This is a genomic window from Pseudomonas rubra (assembly GCF_028656935.1).
Taxonomy (GTDB): domain Bacteria; phylum Pseudomonadota; class Gammaproteobacteria; order Pseudomonadales; family Pseudomonadaceae; genus Aquipseudomonas; species Aquipseudomonas rubra.
The window spans coordinates 18,378-37,257 of record NZ_JAMDGZ010000001.1; the positions used below are offsets into that span (position 1 = coordinate 18,378).

17 protein-coding genes and 1 pseudogene are annotated in these 18,880 nt (G+C 63.3%); 13 read left to right on the forward strand and 5 right to left on the reverse strand.

The window, feature by feature from the left end; all coding sequences use genetic code 11:
• The first annotated feature begins 192 nt into the window (after positions 1 to 192).
• The 6 genes and pseudogenes from M5G17_RS00115 to M5G17_RS00140 all read left to right on the forward strand — a co-directional run bounded on the left by M5G17_RS00115 (position 193) and on the right by M5G17_RS00140 (position 7,639).
• The gene (locus M5G17_RS00115; protein ID WP_273891019.1) at positions 193 to 1,173 is read left to right on the forward strand and encodes a glycosyltransferase family 2 protein; all 981 of its coding nucleotides are present in this window, start codon (positions 193 to 195) and stop codon (positions 1,171 to 1,173) included.
• Positions 1,170 to 2,606, forward strand: coding sequence for an ArnT family glycosyltransferase (locus M5G17_RS00120; RefSeq protein WP_273891020.1), 1,437 nt, complete (start codon positions 1,170 to 1,172; stop codon positions 2,604 to 2,606). Before M5G17_RS00115 ends, M5G17_RS00120 begins: the two co-directional genes overlap by 4 nt.
• Before the next feature lie 92 nt (positions 2,607 to 2,698).
• Positions 2,699 to 3,538: an SdiA-regulated domain-containing protein gene (locus M5G17_RS00125; protein ID WP_273891021.1), complete on the forward strand. Its 840-nt coding sequence runs from the start codon at positions 2,699 to 2,701 to the stop codon at positions 3,536 to 3,538.
• A gap of 101 nt (positions 3,539 to 3,639) precedes the next feature.
• Positions 3,640 to 4,146: pseudogene (locus M5G17_RS00130) on the forward strand (RNA polymerase sigma factor); the annotation flags it as partial.
• A gap of 4 nt (positions 4,147 to 4,150) precedes the next feature.
• Positions 4,151 to 5,029 (forward strand): FecR family protein, encoded by an 879-nt coding sequence (locus tag M5G17_RS00135; protein WP_273891022.1) that lies wholly within the window; start codon positions 4,151 to 4,153, stop codon positions 5,027 to 5,029.
• 174 nt (positions 5,030 to 5,203) lie between these two features.
• A complete protein-coding gene (locus tag M5G17_RS00140; protein WP_273891023.1) occupies positions 5,204 to 7,639 on the forward strand; it encodes a TonB-dependent receptor in 2,436 nt (811 codons plus the stop codon).
• A gap of 1 nt (position 7,640) precedes the next feature.
• On the opposite strand, the gene M5G17_RS00145 is transcribed toward M5G17_RS00140, so the two are convergent.
• On the reverse strand, positions 7,641 to 8,531 hold the full coding sequence (locus M5G17_RS00145; protein ID WP_273891024.1) for a LysR family transcriptional regulator: 891 nt from the start codon (positions 8,529 to 8,531) through the stop codon (positions 7,641 to 7,643).
• Between the two features lie 100 nt (positions 8,532 to 8,631).
• Between M5G17_RS00145 and M5G17_RS00150 the strand changes: the two genes are divergently transcribed.
• The 6 genes from M5G17_RS00150 to M5G17_RS00175 all read left to right on the forward strand — a co-directional run bounded on the left by M5G17_RS00150 (position 8,632) and on the right by M5G17_RS00175 (position 14,086).
• On the forward strand, positions 8,632 to 9,711 hold the full coding sequence (locus tag M5G17_RS00150; protein ID WP_273891025.1) for a polyamine ABC transporter substrate-binding protein: 1,080 nt from the start codon (positions 8,632 to 8,634) through the stop codon (positions 9,709 to 9,711).
• 21 nt (positions 9,712 to 9,732) lie between these two features.
• Positions 9,733 to 10,692 (forward strand): agmatinase, encoded by a 960-nt coding sequence (speB, locus tag M5G17_RS00155; protein ID WP_273891026.1) that lies wholly within the window; start codon positions 9,733 to 9,735, stop codon positions 10,690 to 10,692.
• A gap of 119 nt (positions 10,693 to 10,811) precedes the next feature.
• Positions 10,812 to 11,132, forward strand: coding sequence for a hypothetical protein (locus M5G17_RS00160; RefSeq protein WP_273891027.1), 321 nt, complete (start codon positions 10,812 to 10,814; stop codon positions 11,130 to 11,132).
• A 30-nt stretch (positions 11,133 to 11,162) separates the two neighbouring features.
• On the forward strand, positions 11,163 to 12,308 hold the full coding sequence (locus M5G17_RS00165) for a PQQ-dependent sugar dehydrogenase (RefSeq protein WP_273891028.1): 1,146 nt from the start codon (positions 11,163 to 11,165) through the stop codon (positions 12,306 to 12,308).
• Between the two features lie 64 nt (positions 12,309 to 12,372).
• Positions 12,373 to 13,491: a cell division protein ZapE gene (gene zapE / locus M5G17_RS00170; protein WP_273891029.1), complete on the forward strand. Its 1,119-nt coding sequence runs from the start codon at positions 12,373 to 12,375 to the stop codon at positions 13,489 to 13,491.
• Positions 13,492 to 13,501: 10 nt separating this feature from the next.
• The gene (locus M5G17_RS00175) at positions 13,502 to 14,086 is read left to right on the forward strand and encodes a DinB family protein (RefSeq protein WP_273891030.1); all 585 of its coding nucleotides are present in this window, start codon (positions 13,502 to 13,504) and stop codon (positions 14,084 to 14,086) included.
• Here the strand turns inward: M5G17_RS00175 and M5G17_RS00180 are convergent.
• From M5G17_RS00180 to M5G17_RS00195, 4 genes are read right to left on the reverse strand one after another with little or no spacing between them, the layout of a single operon-like run.
• Entirely contained in the window at positions 14,083 to 14,517 is a 435-nt protein-coding gene (locus tag M5G17_RS00180; protein ID WP_273891031.1) for a YqaA family protein, read from the reverse strand. The genes M5G17_RS00175 and M5G17_RS00180 overlap by 4 nt on opposite strands.
• Before the next feature lie 10 nt (positions 14,518 to 14,527).
• Positions 14,528 to 14,956 carry a DUF411 domain-containing protein gene (locus M5G17_RS00185; protein ID WP_273891032.1) on the reverse strand — a complete coding sequence of 143 codons (429 nt, stop codon included), beginning with the start codon at positions 14,954 to 14,956 and terminating at the stop codon, positions 14,528 to 14,530.
• A 14-nt stretch (positions 14,957 to 14,970) separates the two neighbouring features.
• Positions 14,971 to 15,837 carry a copper resistance protein B gene (locus M5G17_RS00190; RefSeq protein WP_273891033.1) on the reverse strand — a complete coding sequence of 289 codons (867 nt, stop codon included), beginning with the start codon at positions 15,835 to 15,837 and terminating at the stop codon, positions 14,971 to 14,973.
• A complete protein-coding gene (locus M5G17_RS00195; RefSeq protein ID WP_273891034.1) occupies positions 15,830 to 17,539 on the reverse strand; it encodes a copper resistance system multicopper oxidase in 1,710 nt (569 codons plus the stop codon). Before M5G17_RS00195 ends, M5G17_RS00190 begins: the two co-directional genes overlap by 8 nt.
• Before the next feature lie 174 nt (positions 17,540 to 17,713).
• On the opposite strand from M5G17_RS00195, the gene M5G17_RS00200 reads away from it, so the two are divergent.
• Positions 17,714 to 18,871: a sterol desaturase family protein gene (locus tag M5G17_RS00200; protein WP_273891035.1), complete on the forward strand. Its 1,158-nt coding sequence runs from the start codon at positions 17,714 to 17,716 to the stop codon at positions 18,869 to 18,871.
• Positions 18,872 to 18,880: the final 9 nt, after the last annotated feature.

The following is an 18,880-nucleotide window of genomic DNA, read 5'->3' on the forward strand; positions in this document are numbered from 1 at the left end:
GCGCAACCTAGCGAACCGGGCGTGACCCAGATGTGATCTGCGGTGACATGACGTTCACCTGTGCCTCCCTAGCATGGTAGGGCAGTGCCTGTGGCGCGGCCTTGGGCTCAACCGCCGGCACTGCTTCACACGTCGCGACGCTCAGTCTGACCGTGTTCGGGATTGTCATTCACCGTCATTGGACCTATCACCATGCTGACCTTGCCCCAGCCACCTTCTGGCGCTGAACCGCGCCTGAGCATCATTGTTCCCTGTTATCAGGAAGAGCAGGTTTTGCAGGCGTTTCATCAACGCATTGGCGAGCTGATCGAGCGCCTGCCGGTGCCTTGCGAGCTGCTCTACATCAACGATGGCAGCAGCGACGACACGCCGGCCTTGTTGCGCCAGTTCCAGCAACAGCCGGGGGTGCGCTGCTTGCACTTGAGCCGCAACTTCGGCAAGGAGGCCGCCCTGCGCGCGGGCCTTGATCATGCCAGCGGCCAGGCCGTGGTGTTTATCGACGCCGACCTGCAGGATCCGCCGGAGCTGATCGGGCTGATGGTCGAGCACTGGTTGCAGGGTTATGACGTGGTCAACATGCAGCGCTCACGTCGCGATGGCGATTCATGGCTAAAGAAGTTCACGGCGCGACTGTACTACCGGATCATGCGTCATTTGGTTGGGCGTGGTCAGCTACCCGCCCAAGTCAGCGATTTTCGTCTGATCGGCCCGGCGCCCCTGGCGGCCTTGCGGGCGATGGATGAACGGGTCGGGCTGTTCAAGGGCCTGGTTGGCTGGGTCGGCTTTCGTACTATCGAACTGCCGTATGAGCGAGTAGCCCGAGCCGCCGGCACTAGTAAATGGGATTACCCGGCCCTGCTCAACCTGGCCCTGGAGGGTGCGCTGGCGTTTTCGCGCAAGCCACTGCGCTGGTACAGCGTTGCCAGCCTGGTGATTGTACTGGTGTGCCTGGGCTGGATGCTGGCCGCGCTGATTGCTGGGAGTTTCTCCCCGGTGCATCTGCTGCTGGGGGTTGGCGGGTTTCTCTGTCTTGGTGTGGCCATGCTCGGCGAGTACCTCGGCGCGACCCTGTTCGAGGTCAAGCGCCGTCCGCATTACCTGCTGCAGGGCGACTCACGGGTGCCAGGCGAACCGGTTGTGCGGCGCCCATTCGCGCGCCGGAGGCAGGCATGAGCGAGTCGCTACGCAACGCAGTGCTGTGGGCGGTGCTGGGCTTGATACTGGCGTTGCGCCTGGCCGGCCTGGGCTTGTATCCGTTGATGGATACGTCTGAGGCGCGCTATGGCGAAATGGCGCGCAAGATGCTTGAACTCGACGACTGGATCACGCCGATGTTCGACTACGGCGTGCCATTCTGGGGCAAGCCGCCGTTATCGTTCTGGACCCAGGCGGCGAGCATGCACTGGTTGGGAATCAATGAGTTTGCCCTGCGTCTGCCGGCCTGGCTTATGCATTTGCTCAGTTGCCTGCTGATCATCCACCTGGGCCATCGCGAGCGTAGCCTGGCGGTAGGGCTGCTGGCGGCGATCATCTATTCCAGTTGCACCCTCGGGCTGATCGCCAGCGGCGTGGTCCTGACTGACCCTGCGCTGAGTCTGGGGCTGCTGCTGGCCTATCAAGGCTTCTGGTATGGCATGGCCCATGGTGAGGGTAATGCCGTGCGGCTTGGCTTTGTCGGGCTGGGGTTGGGCTTGTTGGCCAAAGGGCCACTGGTGCTGGTGTTGTTCGCTGTGCCGGCGCTGACTTGGGTTGCCTACCAGCAGCAGTGGCGGCAACTGTGGCGGCTGCCGTGGCTCAGCGGGCTGTCATTGATGCTGTTGCTGGCCATGCCCTGGTATGTGCTGGCCGAGCTGAAAAGCCCGGGCTTTCTCGATTATTTTCTGCTGGGCGAGCATTGGAAGCGCTATGTCATCAGCGAGTGGAGCGGCGACCTCTACGGCAATGCTCACGCCAAACCCTTGGGGACCATCTGGTTGTATCTGCTGGGGGCGTTGTTTCCCTGGAGCCTGCTGTTGCCACTGCTGTACTGGTCTGGCAACACCCACAAGGGCAGAGCGCTGCAGGGTTTTCTCTGGTGCTGGGCATTGGCCGCGCCAGTGTTCTTCAGTTTGGCCGGCAATATTCTCTGGACCTATGTATTGCCAGCACTGCCAGCCTGGGCGTTGCTGTTGGCTAACGCTCTGACGCGCTGGCGCTGGTGGCGCCCCGTGGGGGTTGGCGGCTTTGCCCTGATTTTGCCGCTGTTTGCTCTGTTGCTGGTGCTTGAGGGCAGCCTGGAGCAGCGCCCGCAAAACCAGCGTGACCTGGTGCTGACCTGGCAGCGAGCCAGCGTCGAGCAGCCGGGCCCGCTGATCTATCTGGGGCGACGCTCCTATTCGGCCGAGTTCTACAGTGCTGGCAAGGCCCGCCGGATCGATGCGTTGAGCCAATTGCCGACTGGCAAAGTGTTCTACCTGGCCCGGCGCCTGCGTGACCTGGATTCGCCTCTGCCCGCGCCTCTGAACTGCACGTCCCTGGCCCAGGCCAATGCCAGCCTGCTGCTGCGTTGCCAGCCTTTGCCTGTACCGCTGCTCTCTAAAACTGTTAGTGGAAACCCATCTTCATGAGTCGTATCAAGTCTGCATTTTCACGCCAATGGCCTGCCGTGCGACGTTCTCCCTTGGTTTGGAGTGTCTGCCTGTTTGCATTGTTGATAGCCGTGCTGTCGCTGTTTGAAATCGACGATGCCGTGGGGCAGCTCTGGCAGGAGCGCATTACCCCAGCTCAGGTTCGCCAGCGCAGTATCTGGTTGCCCGATTATCGATTTACCGGGCGTTTGCAATTGCCAGGGGTCCAAGCCAATGCCTCGGATATTGTCTATGTCGCCGAGAGGCGCAGCTACTTTGTTGTGGTAAACAGCCCGGCACAACTCTACGAATACACCGAAGACTTTGCGCTCAAAGCGCGTCATGAGTTGCACGGATTCGAAGATCCCGAGGCGCTGGCGTATGACGGCAACGGCAACCTGCTGATTGGCGAGGAGCGTCGACAAAGCGTGGTGACGCTGCCATTGAGCCGTTTGCAAGGCCCGATTGAACGCAGCGAGCTGGGTACATTGACCATCGCTGAACGGGCAGACAACAACCGTGGCCTGGAAGGGATGGCGTTCGACCCGGGCAGCCAGGTGCTGTTCGCTTCTCGTGAACAGCGGCCGCTGCGTCTGTTCGAGGTGGCGGGCGCTGTGCAGCCCGGGGCTGCAGTCAGCTACCAGGCGGCGGTCTCGGTGTTGGGTGTGCAACGCCTGCGCATGGACGATGTATCAGCCATGCACTATGACCTGCAGAGTCGGCATCTGCTGGTGCTAAGTGACCAATCACGCTTGCTGGCGGAACTAGATAGTGGCTATGCGCCGGTCAGCTTCATGGACCTGGAAGGTGGCTTCAATGGCCTGGACCACAGTATGCCGCAGGCGGAAGGGGTGACACTGGGGCCACAGCGGCAGTTACTGATCGTCAGCGAGCCGAATCTGCTCTATCGCTACCAGCGTGTGACCGACTAGCCGGGCACGGCGGAGTTTGACGTTGAAAGTTCAGTAAGTTTTGAAAGATACTGTTTCTCATTAACGTCCGATAACGCCTCTTACTGGTCTCCCTCCTTTCCATGTTGACCTCTCCCGTGTCCGGGCTGCTGGCAAGCTTCCAGGAACATTACGATGACCTGCTGCAGTTCCTGACCCGACGCATGAGCGATCGTCAGCGCGCCGCCGACGTCGCCCAGGAGACTTACCTGAAGCTGGTGAAGATCGAGCAGCAGGATTTGCCGGTCGTGCATGCGCGCAGTTTCATCTTTCGCGTGGCCGGTAACCTGGCCATCGACACGTTGCGTCGCGAGCAACGCATGAGCAGCCATCTCGATGACAGTGAAGCGGCGCGCCAGGTAGCGTGCCCGGCGCCAGCGCCGGAAGCGGCGTTGCTGGCCAGCGAGCGCCTGGAACTGCTTGATGAAGCCTTGTTGCAACTGTCGGCCAATGCCCGCCAGGCACTGTTGCTTAACCGTGTCGAAGGCCTGACCCAGGCGCAGATCGCACAACGGCTGGGCGTTTCCGAGAGCATGGTGGCAAAATACATCGGCCAGGCCCTGCGCCATTGCCGCGACTGGCTCAAACACAACCATGACTGACGTCCACGCCATGCCCACGCCGCAACCGATCAGCGATGTGTCCGATGATGCCCTCGACTGGCAGGTGTTGCTGCATTCGGGCAACGCCAGCACCAGCGACAAAGCGCGTTACCAGCGTTGGCGCGCGCTGAGCCCGGCCCATGCCCAGGCCGCCAGCGAGGCCGAGGCGCTGTGGGCAGACCTGGGGCAGACCCGCACTGCGGCTGAAGTGCTCGCACCGGCGCCACGTCGACGGCGCTGGGGCGTGGCACTGGCTGCTTCGCTGGTGTTGGCCGTGGTCGGATATGGCGGTCTGCAGCAGGCGCCGGCCTTGCTTGCCGACTACCACACGGGTGTCGGTCAGCAGCAGCGTATTACCCTGGCCGATGGCTCACAGGTCACCCTCAACAGTGGCAGCGCCCTGTCGGTGGATTTCAGCAGCGGCGAGCGTCGGGTCTTGCTCAAGACCGGCGAGGCCTTGTTTGAACCGGCGGCCGACCCGCGGCCGTTTGTGGTCGACGCTGGTGCCGAGCCGGTGCAGGGCAGTGCGGCGGTATTCAGTGTGCGCCGCGACGGTGCGGGCAATCATGTGGTGGTTGCCCAAGGCCAGGCGCGGGTGGGTGAGCACGTCATGGAGACCTCGCCTGATGCCCGGGCACAAACCGCTTGGCAACGCGGCAAGCTGATCTTCAACGCCAAGCCGCTGCGTGAAGTGCTGGCCGAGCTTGAGCGCTATCAGCATGGGCGCATCGTGCTGTCGGACCAGCAACTGGCGGCGCTGCAGGTCAGCGGGGTGTTTGACCTGAATGATCCGCAAGGGTTGTTGCGCACCCTGGAGCAGCGTTATGCGTTGAAGGTGACCTATTTGCCCTGGTTGGCTGTGGTGTACTGAGGGGCCTCTTCGCGGGGCAAGCCCGCTACTACAGAACCAGTGGGCGCGGGCTTGCCCCGCGATACTGCAAAAATATTTTTATTTTCCCACTGCAAGTTCTTCTGCGCCCAATCGTCGTAGTGAGACTGATCAGCAATTCATTCTCATTTACAACCATTTGCCTGGAAGAAAACAGTGAAGGGTCCGCTCAAGCCAATCGCCCGTTCCACCGGTTATTTCAAACACGCCCTGCTGGCTTCGACCGCCGTGGCCGCATTGCTCGGCACCCTGCAGGTACACGCCGTCGATGCGGTGACAGCCGCCACTACCCAGCAGGAACGAGAAGTATCCCTGGACCTGCCCGCGCAGCACCTTGACCAGGCCCTGACCGCTTTCGCCGACCAGGCCGGCTTGCACCTGCTGTTCACCAGCCAGGATGTGGCCGGCCGGCAAAGCCCGGCACTCAACGGCCGCTATAGCATTGCTCAGGCTTTGCAAAGCTTGCTGGCCTGCAGCGGCATGAGCTGGCAGTTCAGCGAGCAGAACACCGTGATTTTGCGCAAGAGCGCAGCTGTGCAAAGCGTCAACCTCAAGCCCATCGAAGTCAGCGTGGCTTCGCGCACCAGCACCTCGATCAGCGAAATTCCCGGTACCGTCTGGGTGGTCGACCAGCAGCAGTTGCGTGAGCAGATCGATAGCGGCGTCAGCCTCAAGGAGGCCATCGGCAAGCTGGTGCCGGGCCTGGACCTTGCGCCGGAGGGGCGCACCAACTATGGCCAGAACATGCGCGGACGCAACGTGCTGGTGATGATCGACGGTGTCAGCCAGAACAGCTCGCGTGGCTTGTCGCGTCAGTTCGACAGCATTTCGCCGTTCAACGTCGAGCGCGTCGAGGTGCTCTCCGGTGCCAGCGCCCTCTACGGCGGCGGCGCCACAGGCGGGATCATCAACATCGTCACCAAGAAGGGCGAGGCAGGCCCGGTGCGCTTTGAAACCCAACTGGGCGCCAGCAGCGGCTTCAACAACAGCGACGACCTCGCGACCCGCGTCGCTCAGTCGATCAGTGGCGGCAACGAGCGGATCAACGCGCGCCTGGGTGTGTCCGCCGAGCAGAACGAAGCCTTCTACGACGGCGCCGGCGAGCAGATCTTCATCGACAACACCCAGACCGACCTGCAGTACAACCGTACCCTCGACCTGCTTGGCAGCTTGGGCCTGAAGTTCAATGACGAGCAGAGCCTCGACCTGCTGGCCCAGTACTACGATTCGGGAAACCACGGCAGCACCGGCATCTACTTCCCCAACCTGAACTACAACGGCCCCTCGGACCTGGAAGATGCCGAGCTGCGCGGCGGTTATTCCACCGACCTTGAGCCGCGCACCAAGCGCCTGCTGCTCAATGCCAACTACCACCACAGCGATGTGCTCGGCCAAGACTTCTACTTGCAGGCCTCGTACCGCAAGGAAGACGATAACTTCTATCCGTTCCCGTACTACAACACCGGCAAGCCTGCGGGCTCCAAGGGCGTGTACTTTGCCGCGTCGCAGCAGAACTTCGAGGTCAGCAGCCTCAAGGCGCTGTTTGCCAAGCAGTGGGACAGCCTCAAACTGACGTACGGCGTGGACCTGGACCGCGAGCGTTTCAATGCCGAGCAGACCACCTTCAACGCCCGGACCTCATCCGCAAGTGGTGGCCTGGATTTGGATGAAGCCAGCAAGGCGGCGCGCTACCCCAGCTACCGGGTCGATGGCCTTTCGGCCTATGCTCAGCTGGACTGGAAGGCGACCGATAACCTGACGGTTTCCGGTGGCGCGCGGCGCCAGCAGATGGACGTCGATGTCGGCGACTTCAAGAACGTGCCCGGCGGCAACAACGATTACCAGGTCAACCTGTTCAACCTCGGCGCGATCTATGACTTCAAGAACGGTCACCAGCTATGGAGCAACTACGGCGAAGGCTTCGATCTGCCGGACCCGGCCAAGTACTACGGCAAGCCGGGCCTGAGCGTTGAAGACAACCCGCTGGCGGGGATCAAGAGCCGCCAGGTGGAACTGGGCTGGCGCTACGCCGACCTGGATTGGGACGCCCAGGCGGCGGTGTACTACATCTGGTCGGACAAGATCATCACCACCGACATGGCCACCCTGACCATCAACGTCGAAGAACAGAAAAGCCGCGACTTCGGCTTTGAAGGTGCGCTGACCCGCCACTTCGAAAGTGGCTGGGAAGCGGGCAGCACGCTGCACCTGGTGCGCTCGGAGGAAGAAGACAAGAACGGCGACTGGATCAAGCGCGATGCCCGTTATGCTTCGCTGTCCAAGTCCACCGCTTTCGTGGGCTGGAAGGGCGATGGCCGCAGTGCACGGCTGCAGGCCAACCATGCCTTCACCCTCAAGGACGATGCCGATCACACCATCAGCGGCTACACCACCTTCGACCTGCTGGGCAGCCAGGACACAGGTTTGGGTACCTTCAGCGCCGGTGTCCAGAACCTGCTCGACAAGCAGTACAGCACCGTCTGGGGCCAACGCGCGACGCTGTTCTACTCGCCCACCTATGGCCCGGCTTACTTGTACGACTACCAGGGGCGGGGCCGCACCTACACTCTGACCTGGTCGCTGGCCTACTGAGTCAGGCGAAGGCTGCCAGCAGGTCGCTTGCAAAGGCCTGCTGGGCGTCGCTGGGCACCTGGGCGCGGTGGCGCGCCAGGACAAACGGCACGGCAAAATCCAGCGCCGGGTCCAGGCCCTGCAACAGGCCGCGCTCGACCCACGGCTCGGCGTAGTGGCAGGGCAGGTAGCCGATGTGCTGGCCGGAGAGGATAAAGGCCAGGGCGCCTTCAACCTGCTCGGAACGGGCGGCGCCACTGGTGCCGTCAAAGGGCTCCTGGCGGCTCTGGAAGCGGTAGGGGTGTTCGACCTGATCGGCCTGCTGCAAGGCGTTCAGGCTCACTTCAGGCAGGCCGGCTAGCGGATGGTGGCTGGCGCAGTACAGGCGCTGGTTCTCTTCGAACAACGGCGTGTAATCGAACGCGGCCTGCTTGCCGGAAAAATAGCCGATGGCCAGGTCCAGGCGCTGCTGCAACAGCTGGCGCTCAAGGTCTGCCGGCATGGCGCTGACCAGCTCCAGGCGCACGGATTCGTCGCGCTGGCGAAAGCGCTCGATGGCCTTTGCCAGCCGCAGAGTCACGGTGCTCTCCTGGGCCTCGGAAATACCAATGCGTACCTCGCCAAGCAAACGCCCGGCCACGCCATTGGCCTGATGGCGGAACGCCTCGATCTGCACCAGCAGTTCACGGGTGGCCTTGAGCAGCGCTTCGCCTTTGGCGGTCAGGCGAAAGCCGCCCTTGCCGCGACTGCACAAGCGATAGCCCAGACGAGTTTCCAGGCGCGCCATCTGCTGGCTGATGCTCGGCTGGCTCAGCCCCAGCACACCTTGTGCGGCGCTGAAGCCACCGGCCTCGACTACAGTGACGAACAGCCGCAGCAGGTGCAGGTCGAGGTCGTGCAGTTGTCCCAACATCAAACATTGCTCCCGATGAATGTCAGGTTAATTGACTTGCCATTTTAGTAATGTAACCCGGCAGGCATGCTGGCGGCATCCACTGACAAAGGTGCCCGACATGCGTACATCCCTGTGGTTGTTGTCCCTGCTTCTGGCCTTGCCGGTGCAGGCCGAGGAAAAAGTCCTCAATCTGTACAGTTGGGCTGACTATATCGCCCCCGAAACTTTGCAGCGTTTCGAGCAGGAAACCGGCTACAGGGTGCGCTACGACACCTTTGACACCACCGAAGTGCTGGAAACCAAGCTGCTTACCGGTGGCAGTGGCTATGATGTCGTGGTGCCGTCCGCCAGCCTGCTGGCCCGCGCCTTGACCGCAGGCGCGCTGCAGCCACTGCATGCCCAGGCAATGCCCGGCTACGCCAACCTCGACAAGGACCTGCTGGCCAAGCTGGCCGAGGTCGACCCCGGTAATCAGTACGCCGTGCCTTACACCTGGGGCACCCTGGGCCTGGGCATGAACCTTGAGGCGGTACGCCAGCGGGTCGGCGATGCACCGCTGAACAGCCTCGACCTGCTGTTCAAACCCGAGTACGCCAGCAAGCTCAAGGATTGCGGGATTGCCATGTCCGACTCGCCCCAGGAGGTGATCGGCGTGGCTTTGAATTACCTGGGCAAGGATCCCTACAGCCGCAGCAAAGACGACCTGGCGGCGGCCCAGGCGCTGCTCAAGCAATTGCAGCCGTTCATCAGCTATGTCGCCAACGGTCGGCAGATCAACGACCTGGCCAACGGCAGTGTGTGCCTGGCCCTGACCTACAACGGCGATGCGGCCATGGCCGCCGACCAGGCACACAAGGCCGGCAAGCCGTATCAGGTGATCTATCGCATTCCCCGCGAAGGCACGCTGATCTGGCAGGACAACCTGGTCATGCCCAAGGACGCACCGCATCCACAAGCGGCCCGCGCCTTCATCGCCTTCATGTTGCGCCCCGAGTCGGTGGCGCCGTTGACCAACACGCTGTTCTTCGCCAATGCCAACCAGGCCGCCACGGCGCTGGTAGACGAAGCGGTGCGCAGCGACCCGGACATCTACCCCTCGGACGAAGTGCGTGCGCGGCTGTTTGCCGACCGCAGCATGAGCCTGGCCGACATGCGCCAGCGCACTCGCCTGTGGACCGCTTTCCGTAGCCGCCAATAACAACAGACCAGGAGCCCGACCATGGACCTCGCCCCCGATAACGATCAGGCCATCACCCGTGACAGCCTGTACGGCACCATTGCCGAAAACACCTTTGCCGGTATCACCAGTTTTTCTCGCCGCCGCTACAGTCGTGACCTGCGCGGGGTCGATGTGGTGGTCAGCGGGGTGCCGTTCGACACCGCCACCAGCAACCGTCCTGGTGCGCGCTTCGGGCCGCGGGCCATTCGTGCAGCGTCGGTGCAGCAGGCCTGGGCCCGGCACTGGCCATGGGAATTCGACCCCTTCGATCACCTGGCGGTGATCGATTACGGCGACTGCAACTTCGACTACGGCAGCCCGCATACCGTGCCCGAGAGCATCCAGGCCCATGCCGAGCAGATCCTTGAAGCCGGCTGCGCCATGCTCACCCTGGGCGGCGACCATTTCATCAGCTACCCGCTGCTCAAGGCCCATGCCCGCAAGCACGGCCCGCTGGCGCTGATCCACTTCGATGCCCACAGCGACACCTGGCCGGACGAGGAGGGCCAGCGCGTCGATCACGGCACCATGTTCTGGCATGCCGCCCGTGAAGGCCTGGTAGACCCGGCGCGCTCGGTGCAGATCGGCCTGCGCACCACCAATGACGATACCCAGGGCTTTGCCGTGCTCGACGCCCGTCAGGTGCATCAGCGCGGCACCCAGGCGACCATCGAGGCGATTCGCCAGCGGGTCGGCGAACAGCCGGTGTACCTGACCTTCGATATCGACTGCCTGGACCCGGCCTACGCGCCTGGCACCGGCACCCCGGTGTGTGGCGGGCTAACCACAGTGCAGGCTCTGGAAATCCTCGGTGGGCTGCGTGGTATCAACCTGGTGGGCATGGACCTGGTGGAAGTAGCACCGGCCTATGATCATGCCGATATCACCGCCTTGGCCGGCGCGACCCTGGCCATGGAGATGCTCTGCCTGTATGCCGCCCGGCACAAGGTCGATGGCTGATCCGGTAACATAATGAATCACCTGCGGGGCAAATCGAGGTTTCCCGGCGAACCTGTCGCGCCTTAGGCTATCCAACGCTTGGGCGCGCCGGTTTTCGGCGCCGACCGGAGGTGAATACCGTGAACCGATCCCTGTCGGGCCTGGCGATGGCCCTGCTCTTGAGCTCGCCGCTGCAAGCTGCGCCCGCGGCCGGGCCGTTGCAGCTGGCGGCCAGCAACAACAACCCCTACAACAGCCCGATCATGCGCGCCAACCCCAACAGCCGCCAGGGCAGCGTCCCCGCTACGCCGCCGGTGCGCGGCCCTTCGACCCAGCCCAACCCGCGCCCGCCGACCCTGGACAACCGCGGTATCGGCAACGGTGAAAACATCCGCCGCGAACAGACCACTCCGCGCCTGGAACCCACCCGGCCGCCACGTGCACCTGCGCCCGCGCCCTGAGTAACGGGCCCACCCTGGAAGGAATCGCTGATGTCCCCACGCACCTGGTTACCCACCCTGATCACCGCGGCGCTGTTGCCGCTGCTGGCCCATGCCGCGCCCGAGCGCGACTTCAAAAGCGAGGAGGGCAGCGTCAAGGTCAGCACCCTTGCCGAAGGCTTGAGCAACCCTTGGGCTCTGGCGTTCCTGCCGGACGGCCAGGGCATCCTGGTGACCGAGCGGGCCGGCAACCTGCGCATCGTCAGCCCCGAGGGCAAAGTCGGGCCTGCCCTGGGCGGCGTCCCCCAAGTGTGGGCCAAGGGTCAGGGCGGTCTGCTTGATGTGGTCCTTTCACCGACCTTCAAGCAGGATCGTATGGTTTACCTGTCTTATGCCGAAGGCGGCGGTGAAGGCGATAAGGCGGGTACTGCAGTGGGGCGCGGGCGCTTGTCGGCCGACAACGCCAAGCTTGAAGACTTCAACGTGATTTTCCGCCAGCAGCCCAAGCTCTCCAGCGGCAACCATTTTGGCTCGCGCCTGGTGTTCGATCGCGACGGCTACCTGTTCATCGCCCTGGGCGAGAACAACCAGCGGCCGACCGCGCAGGATCTGGACAAGTTGCAGGGCAAGGTGGTGCGCATCCTGCCCGATGGCACGGTGCCCAAGGACAACCCTTTCGTCGGCCAGGACAATGTCCGTCCCGAGATCTGGTCGTTCGGCCACCGCAACCAGCAAGGCGCCGCGCTCAACCCCTGGACTGGCGAGCTGTGGACCCACGAACACGGGCCCCGTGGCGGTGACGAAATCAATATTCCAAAGCCGGGCAAAAACTATGGTTGGCCGATCGCCACCCACGGCATCAACTATTCGCTGCTGCCGATTCCGGAAGCCAAGGGCGAACATGTCGATGGCATGGTCGATCCGCACCACGTCTGGGAGAAATCCCCGGCCATCAGCGGCATGGCGTTCTACGACAATCCACGCTTCAAGCCCTGGGAGCACAGCCTGTTCATTGGCGCGCTGGCGGCCCAGGAGCTGATTCGTCTGGAGCTTGACGGTGACAAGGTGGTGCATGAGGAGCGCCTGCTCGGCGAACTCAAGGCGCGGATTCGTGATGTTCGGGTGGGGCCGGATGGGTATCTGTATCTGCTGACCGATGAGAGCGATGGGGCGCTGCTCAAGGTCGGGCTGGAGTAGGGGCGGGCTTGCCCCGCGACACGCCCACGCCGCAGAATGCCCACTTTTGCCATGGACGCCGCGCATGTCCTGCTTCACCGAACAGTCTCCCCTGGGCCGCTACCAGCAGGCAATTGCCAGCCAGGGGTTTGTCAACGACCCGGCCCAGTTGCAGGCCGCCACGGCCCTGAACACCTGCTTCGAGGCCTTGCAGCGTGGCGAAACACCACGGGGCGTTTACCTCTGGGGCCCGGTGGGGCGGGGCAAGACCTGGCTGATGGACCAGTTTTACAGTTGCCTGCAGGTGCCGTCCCGGCGCCAGCATTTTCACCACTTCATGCGCTGGGTGCACCAACGCCTGTTCCAGCTCAATGGCACCGCCGAGCCCTTGCAGGCCCTGGCGTTGTCCCTGGCTGAAGAGATCCGGGTGCTGTGCTTCGACGAGCTGTTCGTCAACGACATCGGCGATGCGATCATTCTGGGCGGCCTGTTCCAGGTGCTGTTCGAGGCCGGGGTGGTGATCGTCGCTACCTCAAACCAGCCGCCAGGCCAGCTGTACAACGACGGTTTCAACCGTGAACGCTTCTTGCCGGCGATTGCCGCGATTGAGCAGCATATGCAGGTGGTGCCGGTGGCGGGGGAGCAGGACCATCGGTTGCACCCCGGCGCTGTGACACAGCGTTACTGGATTGCCGAGACAGGCCAGCCCGCAGCCTTGGCGCAGGTCTTCGAACAACTGCGCGGCGAGCAGCCAGCCACCGACCAGCCGTTACAGATCGGTTCACGCCAACTGAACGTGGTGCAACGCTGCGACAGCGTGCTCTGGTGCCGTTACAGCGAGCTGTGTGAGCAACCCTTTGCCGCCATGGATTTCATGGCCCTGTGCGACAGCTTCCAGGCCATCCTGCTCGGCGAGGTGCCGGCCCTGGGCGCCAGCCAGCGCCCGGCGAAGATTGCCCGTGGTACCGAAGATGCTGCCCAGCGGGTGGTGGCTGGGGACCGCGAACTGCCGCAGTTGTCGGTGCATGACGACAGCGTGCGGCGCTTCATCGCCCTGGTCGATGAATGCTACGACCGTCGGATCGCCCTGTACCTGGAGGCCGAGGTGGCCCTGGAAGCGCTCTACACTCAAGGGTATCTGGAGTTCCCGTTCCGGCGTACGCTCAGCCGCTTGCGGGAGATGCAACTGCAACGCTTCTGCTGAGGAGTCGATCATGGCCGAGCTTCTTTCGCACCATCTGCTGACCATGGCCTACCAGAACGGCTGGGCCAACCACAGGGTGTACAAGGCCTGCAGGCAACTGAGCGAGGACGAGTTCGTCGCCCCGCGGGCAAGTTTCTTCCCGTCGATCAAGGCCACCCTCAACCACATCCTTACCGTCGACTGGTTCTACCTGCAGGCCCTGGAATGTGAGCAGCGCGGCGAAGCCCCCGATCCGGACAGCCAGCGTTTCTTCGAGCCCGAAGAACCTTACGCCACCTGCCAGGACCTGCACGCCGAACAATCGCAGGCCGATCACCGCCTGATCGCCTACTGCAGCCAGTTGCATGACGACCAGTTGCACCGCTACGTGAGTATCGTGCGGCCTGACTGGGTGCAGCGCGAGCAACGCCTGCGTCTGCTCTCGCACCTGTTCGAGCACCAGATCCACCACCGCGGCCAGGTGCATGCGATGCTCTGCGACACGTCGGTACGCGCGCCGCAACTGGATGAGTTTTTCTGCGAAGAGGAAGCGCACCTGCGCGCCCAGGACTTTGCCGAGCTGGGCTGGACCGAGGCGCAGATCTGGGGCCGCTAGTGCTGCATCCAACCCAGCGTCAGCAATGCCAGCACCAGGTAACGGCCGGCCTTGGCGAGCGTGACCAGCACTAAAAAGCGCCAGAACGGCTCACGCATGATTCCGGCGATGAGGGTCAGCGGGTCGCCGATCACTGGCATCCAGCTCAGCAGCAGCGACCATTGGCCGTAGCGTTGGTAACGTTGCTGGGCCTTTGCCAACTGCGCAGGCTTGAATGGAAACCAGCGCTTGTCACGCAGGTGCTCGATGCCACGGCCCAGCAGCCAGTTGACGATCGAACCGAGGACATTGCCGGCGGTGGCGATCAGCAGCAGGCTGAGCAGTGCCTCGGGCTCGCGCAACAGCAGGCCGACCAGCACCGCTTCCGATTGCAACGGCAGCAAGGTCGCGGCGCCGAAGGCGCTGAGAAACAGCGCCCAGTCGCTAAGCATCAGCAGCGGATCAGTAGTTGGCGACCACTTCGTCTTTGCCCTCGCGGGTCAGGCCAATGACCTGGTAGGCGTCCTTGTGGTCGCCCATTTCCATGCCCGGCGAGCCCATGGGCATGCCCGGTACAGCCAGGCCCTTGAGGTCGGGGCGCTTGCTCAGCAGTTGAATCTGCTCGGCCGGCACATGCCCCTCGACAAACTTGCCGTCGATCACCCCGGTGTGGCACGAGGCCAGGCGCGGCTCGACGCCCAGGCGCTGCTTGACTGCGCTCATGTTTGGCTCGACATGGTCGTTGACGGTGTAGCCGTTGTCTTGCAAGTGCTTGATCCATTCCTTGCAGCAACCGCAGTTGGGGTCACGGTAGACATCGATGGTCTGCCCAGCCTGGGCCAGGGTGCTCAGGGCCAGCAGGCCGAAGGCGACGATTTTCTTGCTCAGCATGTACTTCTCCACTTCTAGAAACGCAGGCGAACCCCGGCGACCAGGCGGGTCTGACCAATGTCGCCGTACTCATCACGGATCTGCTCGGCGTTGTCGCCGTAGGCCCGGTTGAAGCTGATGCCCAGGTAAGGGGCAACGCCGCGGGTGATTTCGTAGCGCAGGCGCAGGCCGATCTCGCTGTCGGCAAGGCCGCGGCCCTGGTCCCGTGTCGCGTCATTGCGGCCATAGAAGTTGGCCTCAAGCGACGGTTCGAGGATCCAGCGATTGCTCAGCAGGATAGCGTAACTGCTCTCCAGGCGCAGCGCGGTTTGCTGACGCTCGCCGGCATACAGGGTGGCTTCCAGCTCCAGGCCGTACAGTGGCGTGCCCTGGATGCCGAAAGCGGCCCAGGTCTGGCTACTGGCCGGTTTGAAGTCCTGGCGCAAGCCGCCGACCAGTTCCCACCAGGGGCTGATGGCATGGCCCCAGAGCGCCTGCAACTCGGCCTTGTGGGTCACGCCCTGTTCGCGCTCGCCCTCGCTGCGCAGCCACAGGCGGTCGATATCGCCGCCGATCCAGGCGTTGGCGTCCCACTTGAGGGCGCTACTGCTGTCGAAGTTCTGGTACTCCAGTTGTTCGACGACCACCGCCCAGTTGGTCTGCCGGTCGTGGACCTGATGGCCGGGCAACGGTGGGAAGGCGGCCTGGCGGTCGGCGTCGGTAATCGGTCGCAGCGGCGTACGCGGCATGTCTGTTGCCATGCTGTGGTTCATGCCCTGATGGTTCATGGCACCGTGGCCCATGGCGGCGTGATCCATGGCTTGGGCGCGTGCCTCTTCACTGGCCAGCAAGGCGAGCAGGGCGAAGCCGCCGAGCAGCGGACGCAAGATCGGCTCATTCATCGACGCGTACCTCGCGGAACATGCCCATCTCCATGTGATAGAGCAGGTGGCAGTGATAGGCCCAACGCCCCAGGGCGTCGGCGCTGACCCGGTAGCTACGGCGGCTGCCCGGGGGGATGTCGAGGGTGTGCTTGCGCACCTGGAAGCGCCCGTGTTCGTCTTCCAGGTCGCTCCACAGGCCGTGCAGGTGGATCGGGTGAGCCATCATCGTGTCATTGACTAGGGTGATGCGCAGGCGCTCGCCGTAGGTCAGGCGCAGCGGCTCGGCGTCGGAGAACTTGATGCCGTTGAACGACCAGGCAAAGCGCTCCATGTGCCCGGTCAGGTGCAGCTCGATCTCCCGTGACGGTTCGCGGCCGTCGGGGTCGGCGAAGGTGCTTTTCAGGTCGGCATAGGTCAGCACCCGCCTGCCGTTGTTGCGCAAGCCGATACCGGGGTCGGCGAGATTGGGCTTGGGGCTCATGGTTTGCATGTCGACCAGCGGGTTGCCGGTCTCGCTGGCCGGATGCTGCTGCATCCCGGCCATCATCGAGTGGTCCATGCCGGCCATCTGGCTATGGTCCATGCCACCCATGTTGGCCATGGCGCCGTGGCCCATGTCGGCCATGGTCAGGATCGGTCGCGGATCGGGTTGCGGCACCTCGGCGCTCAGCCCGTTGCTGCGTGCCAGGGTGCCGCGGGCATAACCGCTACGGTCCATGCTCTGGGCATACAGGGTGTAGGCGGGCAGATCGCCGACCCGTACCAGCACATCATAGGTTTCGGCCACGGCAATGCGCAGCTCATCGACTTCGACGGGCTGCACTGGCTGGCCATCGGCGGCGATCACCGTCAGCTTCAGGCCGGGAATGCGGAAGTCGAAGTAGCTCATTGCCGAGCCGTTGATCAGGCGCAGGCGTACGGTTTCACCGGGTTGGAACAGGCAGGTGAAGTTGCCGTCCGGCGGCAGGCCGTTGAGCAGGTAGGTGTAGGTGGCGGCGCTGATGTCGGCAAGGTCGGTGGGGCTCATGCGCATGGCGGCCCAGGCCTTGCGCTCGGCAACGCTTTGCTGCCAGCCGTTGGTGGCGACATCGTCGATGAAATCGCCAACGGTGCGCTTGTGGTAGTTGAAGGCGTCCGACTGCTTTTTCAGGGTCGCCATCAGCTCATCGGGTGCCTGGTCGCTCCAGTCGCTGAGCAGCAGGACATAGTCGCGTTGATAGGGGTGGGGCTCGGGCACTTTCGGTTCGATCACGATCGCCCCGTAGACGCCGGCCTGCTCCTGCAAGCCGGAATGGCTGTGGTACCAATAGGTGCCGCTCTGCTCCAGGGTGAAGCGGTAGAGGTATTCTCCGCCGGCTTCAATACCGGCAAAGCTCAGGCCCGGCACGCCGTCCATGTTGGCCGGGAGGATGATCCCGTGCCAGTGCAGCGAGGTCGGCTCGTTCAGGCGGTTGCGCACCCGCAGGGTCACGGTGTCGCCTTCGCGCCAGTGCAGGGTAGGGCCGGGCAGGCTGTTGTTGATAGTCAGCGCGGTGCGCGCCTGGCCTGTGAGGTTCACTGGGGTCTGGCCGATGAACAGCTCGAAGTGTTCACCGCGAAGCTCATTGGCAAACACGCTGGGCGCGGCAAACGCCGGCAGGCGCCAGAGGCCGAGCCCGGCCAGGGCGCTGCCGGCGGCAAAGCCCTTGACGAAGGTGCGGCGGGTGGGGTGTCGAAGCATGGGTGCCATTCCAGGGGCTGGGATGGCACGACCTTAGCCAGTGCTGACTGTCAGCAAACTGAGCAGTGGATTACAGATTTGTCAGTTGGCCATGCACGAGGCGCTTCACTGGCGGCCGCAGGTCGGTATACTCCGCGCCGCACGGAGCCCACCACTTTGAAGGAACAGCGATACATGCAGGCAATCAAGGCCTATTTTCAACGCCACGGCCACGACGCGTTCAAGCTCGGCCAGGGGCGTATCAGCGGTTACATCTCGGCCGCCCTGGGGTTGCTCAGCCTGCTGGCGGTGCTGTGCTTCCTGTTCCCCCAGTGGCTGACCTTTGCCGAGTTTCGCAAGGTCTACAGCGTGCACTTTGCGCGGACCGCGCTGTTGATCGGGCTGATCCTGGCCTTTGCCCTGGGCACCCTGAACATCCTCCTCAACAAGCGCAAGCGCCTGGGCTTTACCGGCATCAGCGCGGCAGGGCTGGCGATGTTCCTTGGTGGCACCAACATTCAGACCCAGACCATCGGCCAGACCCCGTACTCGCTGGGGCTGGACTGGTTCGTACTGGCGCTGTTGATCTCGGCGCTGATCTTCATTCCGCTGGAAAAACTCTACGCCAAGGATCCGCAGCAGAACATCCTGCGTCCGCACTGGCGCACCGATCTCAGCTATTTTTTCGTCAGCCACATGCTGGTGCAGTTCATCCTGATTTTCGTCACTGCATCGTCTGGCTGGCTGGCCGGCTGGGTGCTCTCAGATACCCTGCAGGCCAAGGTGCAGAGCCTGCCGATCGTCGTGCAGTTCTTGCTGGCGGTGTTCGTCGCCGACCTCGGTCAGTACTGGTTGCACCGTCTGTATCACGTGGTGCCGTGGATGTGGCGTTTTCATGCGGTGCACCATTCGAGCACGCACATGGACTGGTTGGCCGGTTCGCGCATCCACTTCTGTGAAATCCTTCTGACCCGCACCGGGGTGCTGGCGCCGCTGATCCTGCTGGGCTTCTCGCCCCAGGCGATGAACGCCTATGTAATCCTGGTCGGTGTCCAGGCAGTACTGGCCCATGCCAACGTGCGTATCGACGGAGGCTGGCTCAATTACCTGCTGGTGCTGCCGCGCTATCACCATTGGCACCACGCCCGGCACAAGGACTACATCTACAAGAACTACGCGATCCACACGCCCTTGGTAGACATGCTGTTCGGCACCTTCAAGCTGCCGCCCAAGGAGTGGCCGGCTCGCTACGGTGTGTTTGGCAAGGATTTGCCCGAAGGTATCGTCCGCCAGCACCTGTACCCGCTGCGCAAACCCGAGCCAAAGGCACCAACACCACCCCCTTCGGCCTGAAGTCTTTGC

Excerpts from the sequence above, each read along its gene's own strand:
- M5G17_RS00115 (WP_273891019.1), top strand. The coding sequence starts at position 193 with ATGCTGACCTTGCCCCAGCCACCTTCTGGCGCTGAACCGCGCCTGAGC.
- M5G17_RS00120 (WP_273891020.1), top strand. The coding sequence starts at position 1,170 with ATGAGCGAGTCGCTACGCAACGCAGTGCTGTGGGCGGTGCTGGGCTTG.
- M5G17_RS00135 (WP_273891022.1), top strand. The coding sequence starts at position 4,151 with ATGACTGACGTCCACGCCATGCCCACGCCGCAACCGATCAGCGATGTG.
- M5G17_RS00145 (WP_273891024.1), bottom strand. The coding sequence starts at position 8,531 with ATGTTGGGACAACTGCACGACCTCGACCTGCACCTGCTGCGGCTGTTC.
- M5G17_RS00150 (WP_273891025.1), top strand. The coding sequence starts at position 8,632 with ATGCGTACATCCCTGTGGTTGTTGTCCCTGCTTCTGGCCTTGCCGGTG.
- speB (WP_273891026.1), top strand. The coding sequence starts at position 9,733 with ATGGACCTCGCCCCCGATAACGATCAGGCCATCACCCGTGACAGCCTG.
- M5G17_RS00165 (WP_273891028.1), top strand. The coding sequence starts at position 11,163 with ATGTCCCCACGCACCTGGTTACCCACCCTGATCACCGCGGCGCTGTTG.
- zapE (WP_273891029.1), top strand. The coding sequence starts at position 12,373 with ATGTCCTGCTTCACCGAACAGTCTCCCCTGGGCCGCTACCAGCAGGCA.
- M5G17_RS00175 (WP_273891030.1), top strand. The coding sequence starts at position 13,502 with ATGGCCGAGCTTCTTTCGCACCATCTGCTGACCATGGCCTACCAGAAC.
- M5G17_RS00180 (WP_273891031.1), bottom strand. The coding sequence starts at position 14,517 with ATGCTTAGCGACTGGGCGCTGTTTCTCAGCGCCTTCGGCGCCGCGACC.
- M5G17_RS00185 (WP_273891032.1), bottom strand. The coding sequence starts at position 14,956 with ATGCTGAGCAAGAAAATCGTCGCCTTCGGCCTGCTGGCCCTGAGCACC.
- M5G17_RS00190 (WP_273891033.1), bottom strand. The coding sequence starts at position 15,837 with ATGAATGAGCCGATCTTGCGTCCGCTGCTCGGCGGCTTCGCCCTGCTC.
- M5G17_RS00195 (WP_273891034.1), bottom strand. The coding sequence starts at position 17,539 with ATGCTTCGACACCCCACCCGCCGCACCTTCGTCAAGGGCTTTGCCGCC.
- M5G17_RS00200 (WP_273891035.1), top strand. The coding sequence starts at position 17,714 with ATGCAGGCAATCAAGGCCTATTTTCAACGCCACGGCCACGACGCGTTC.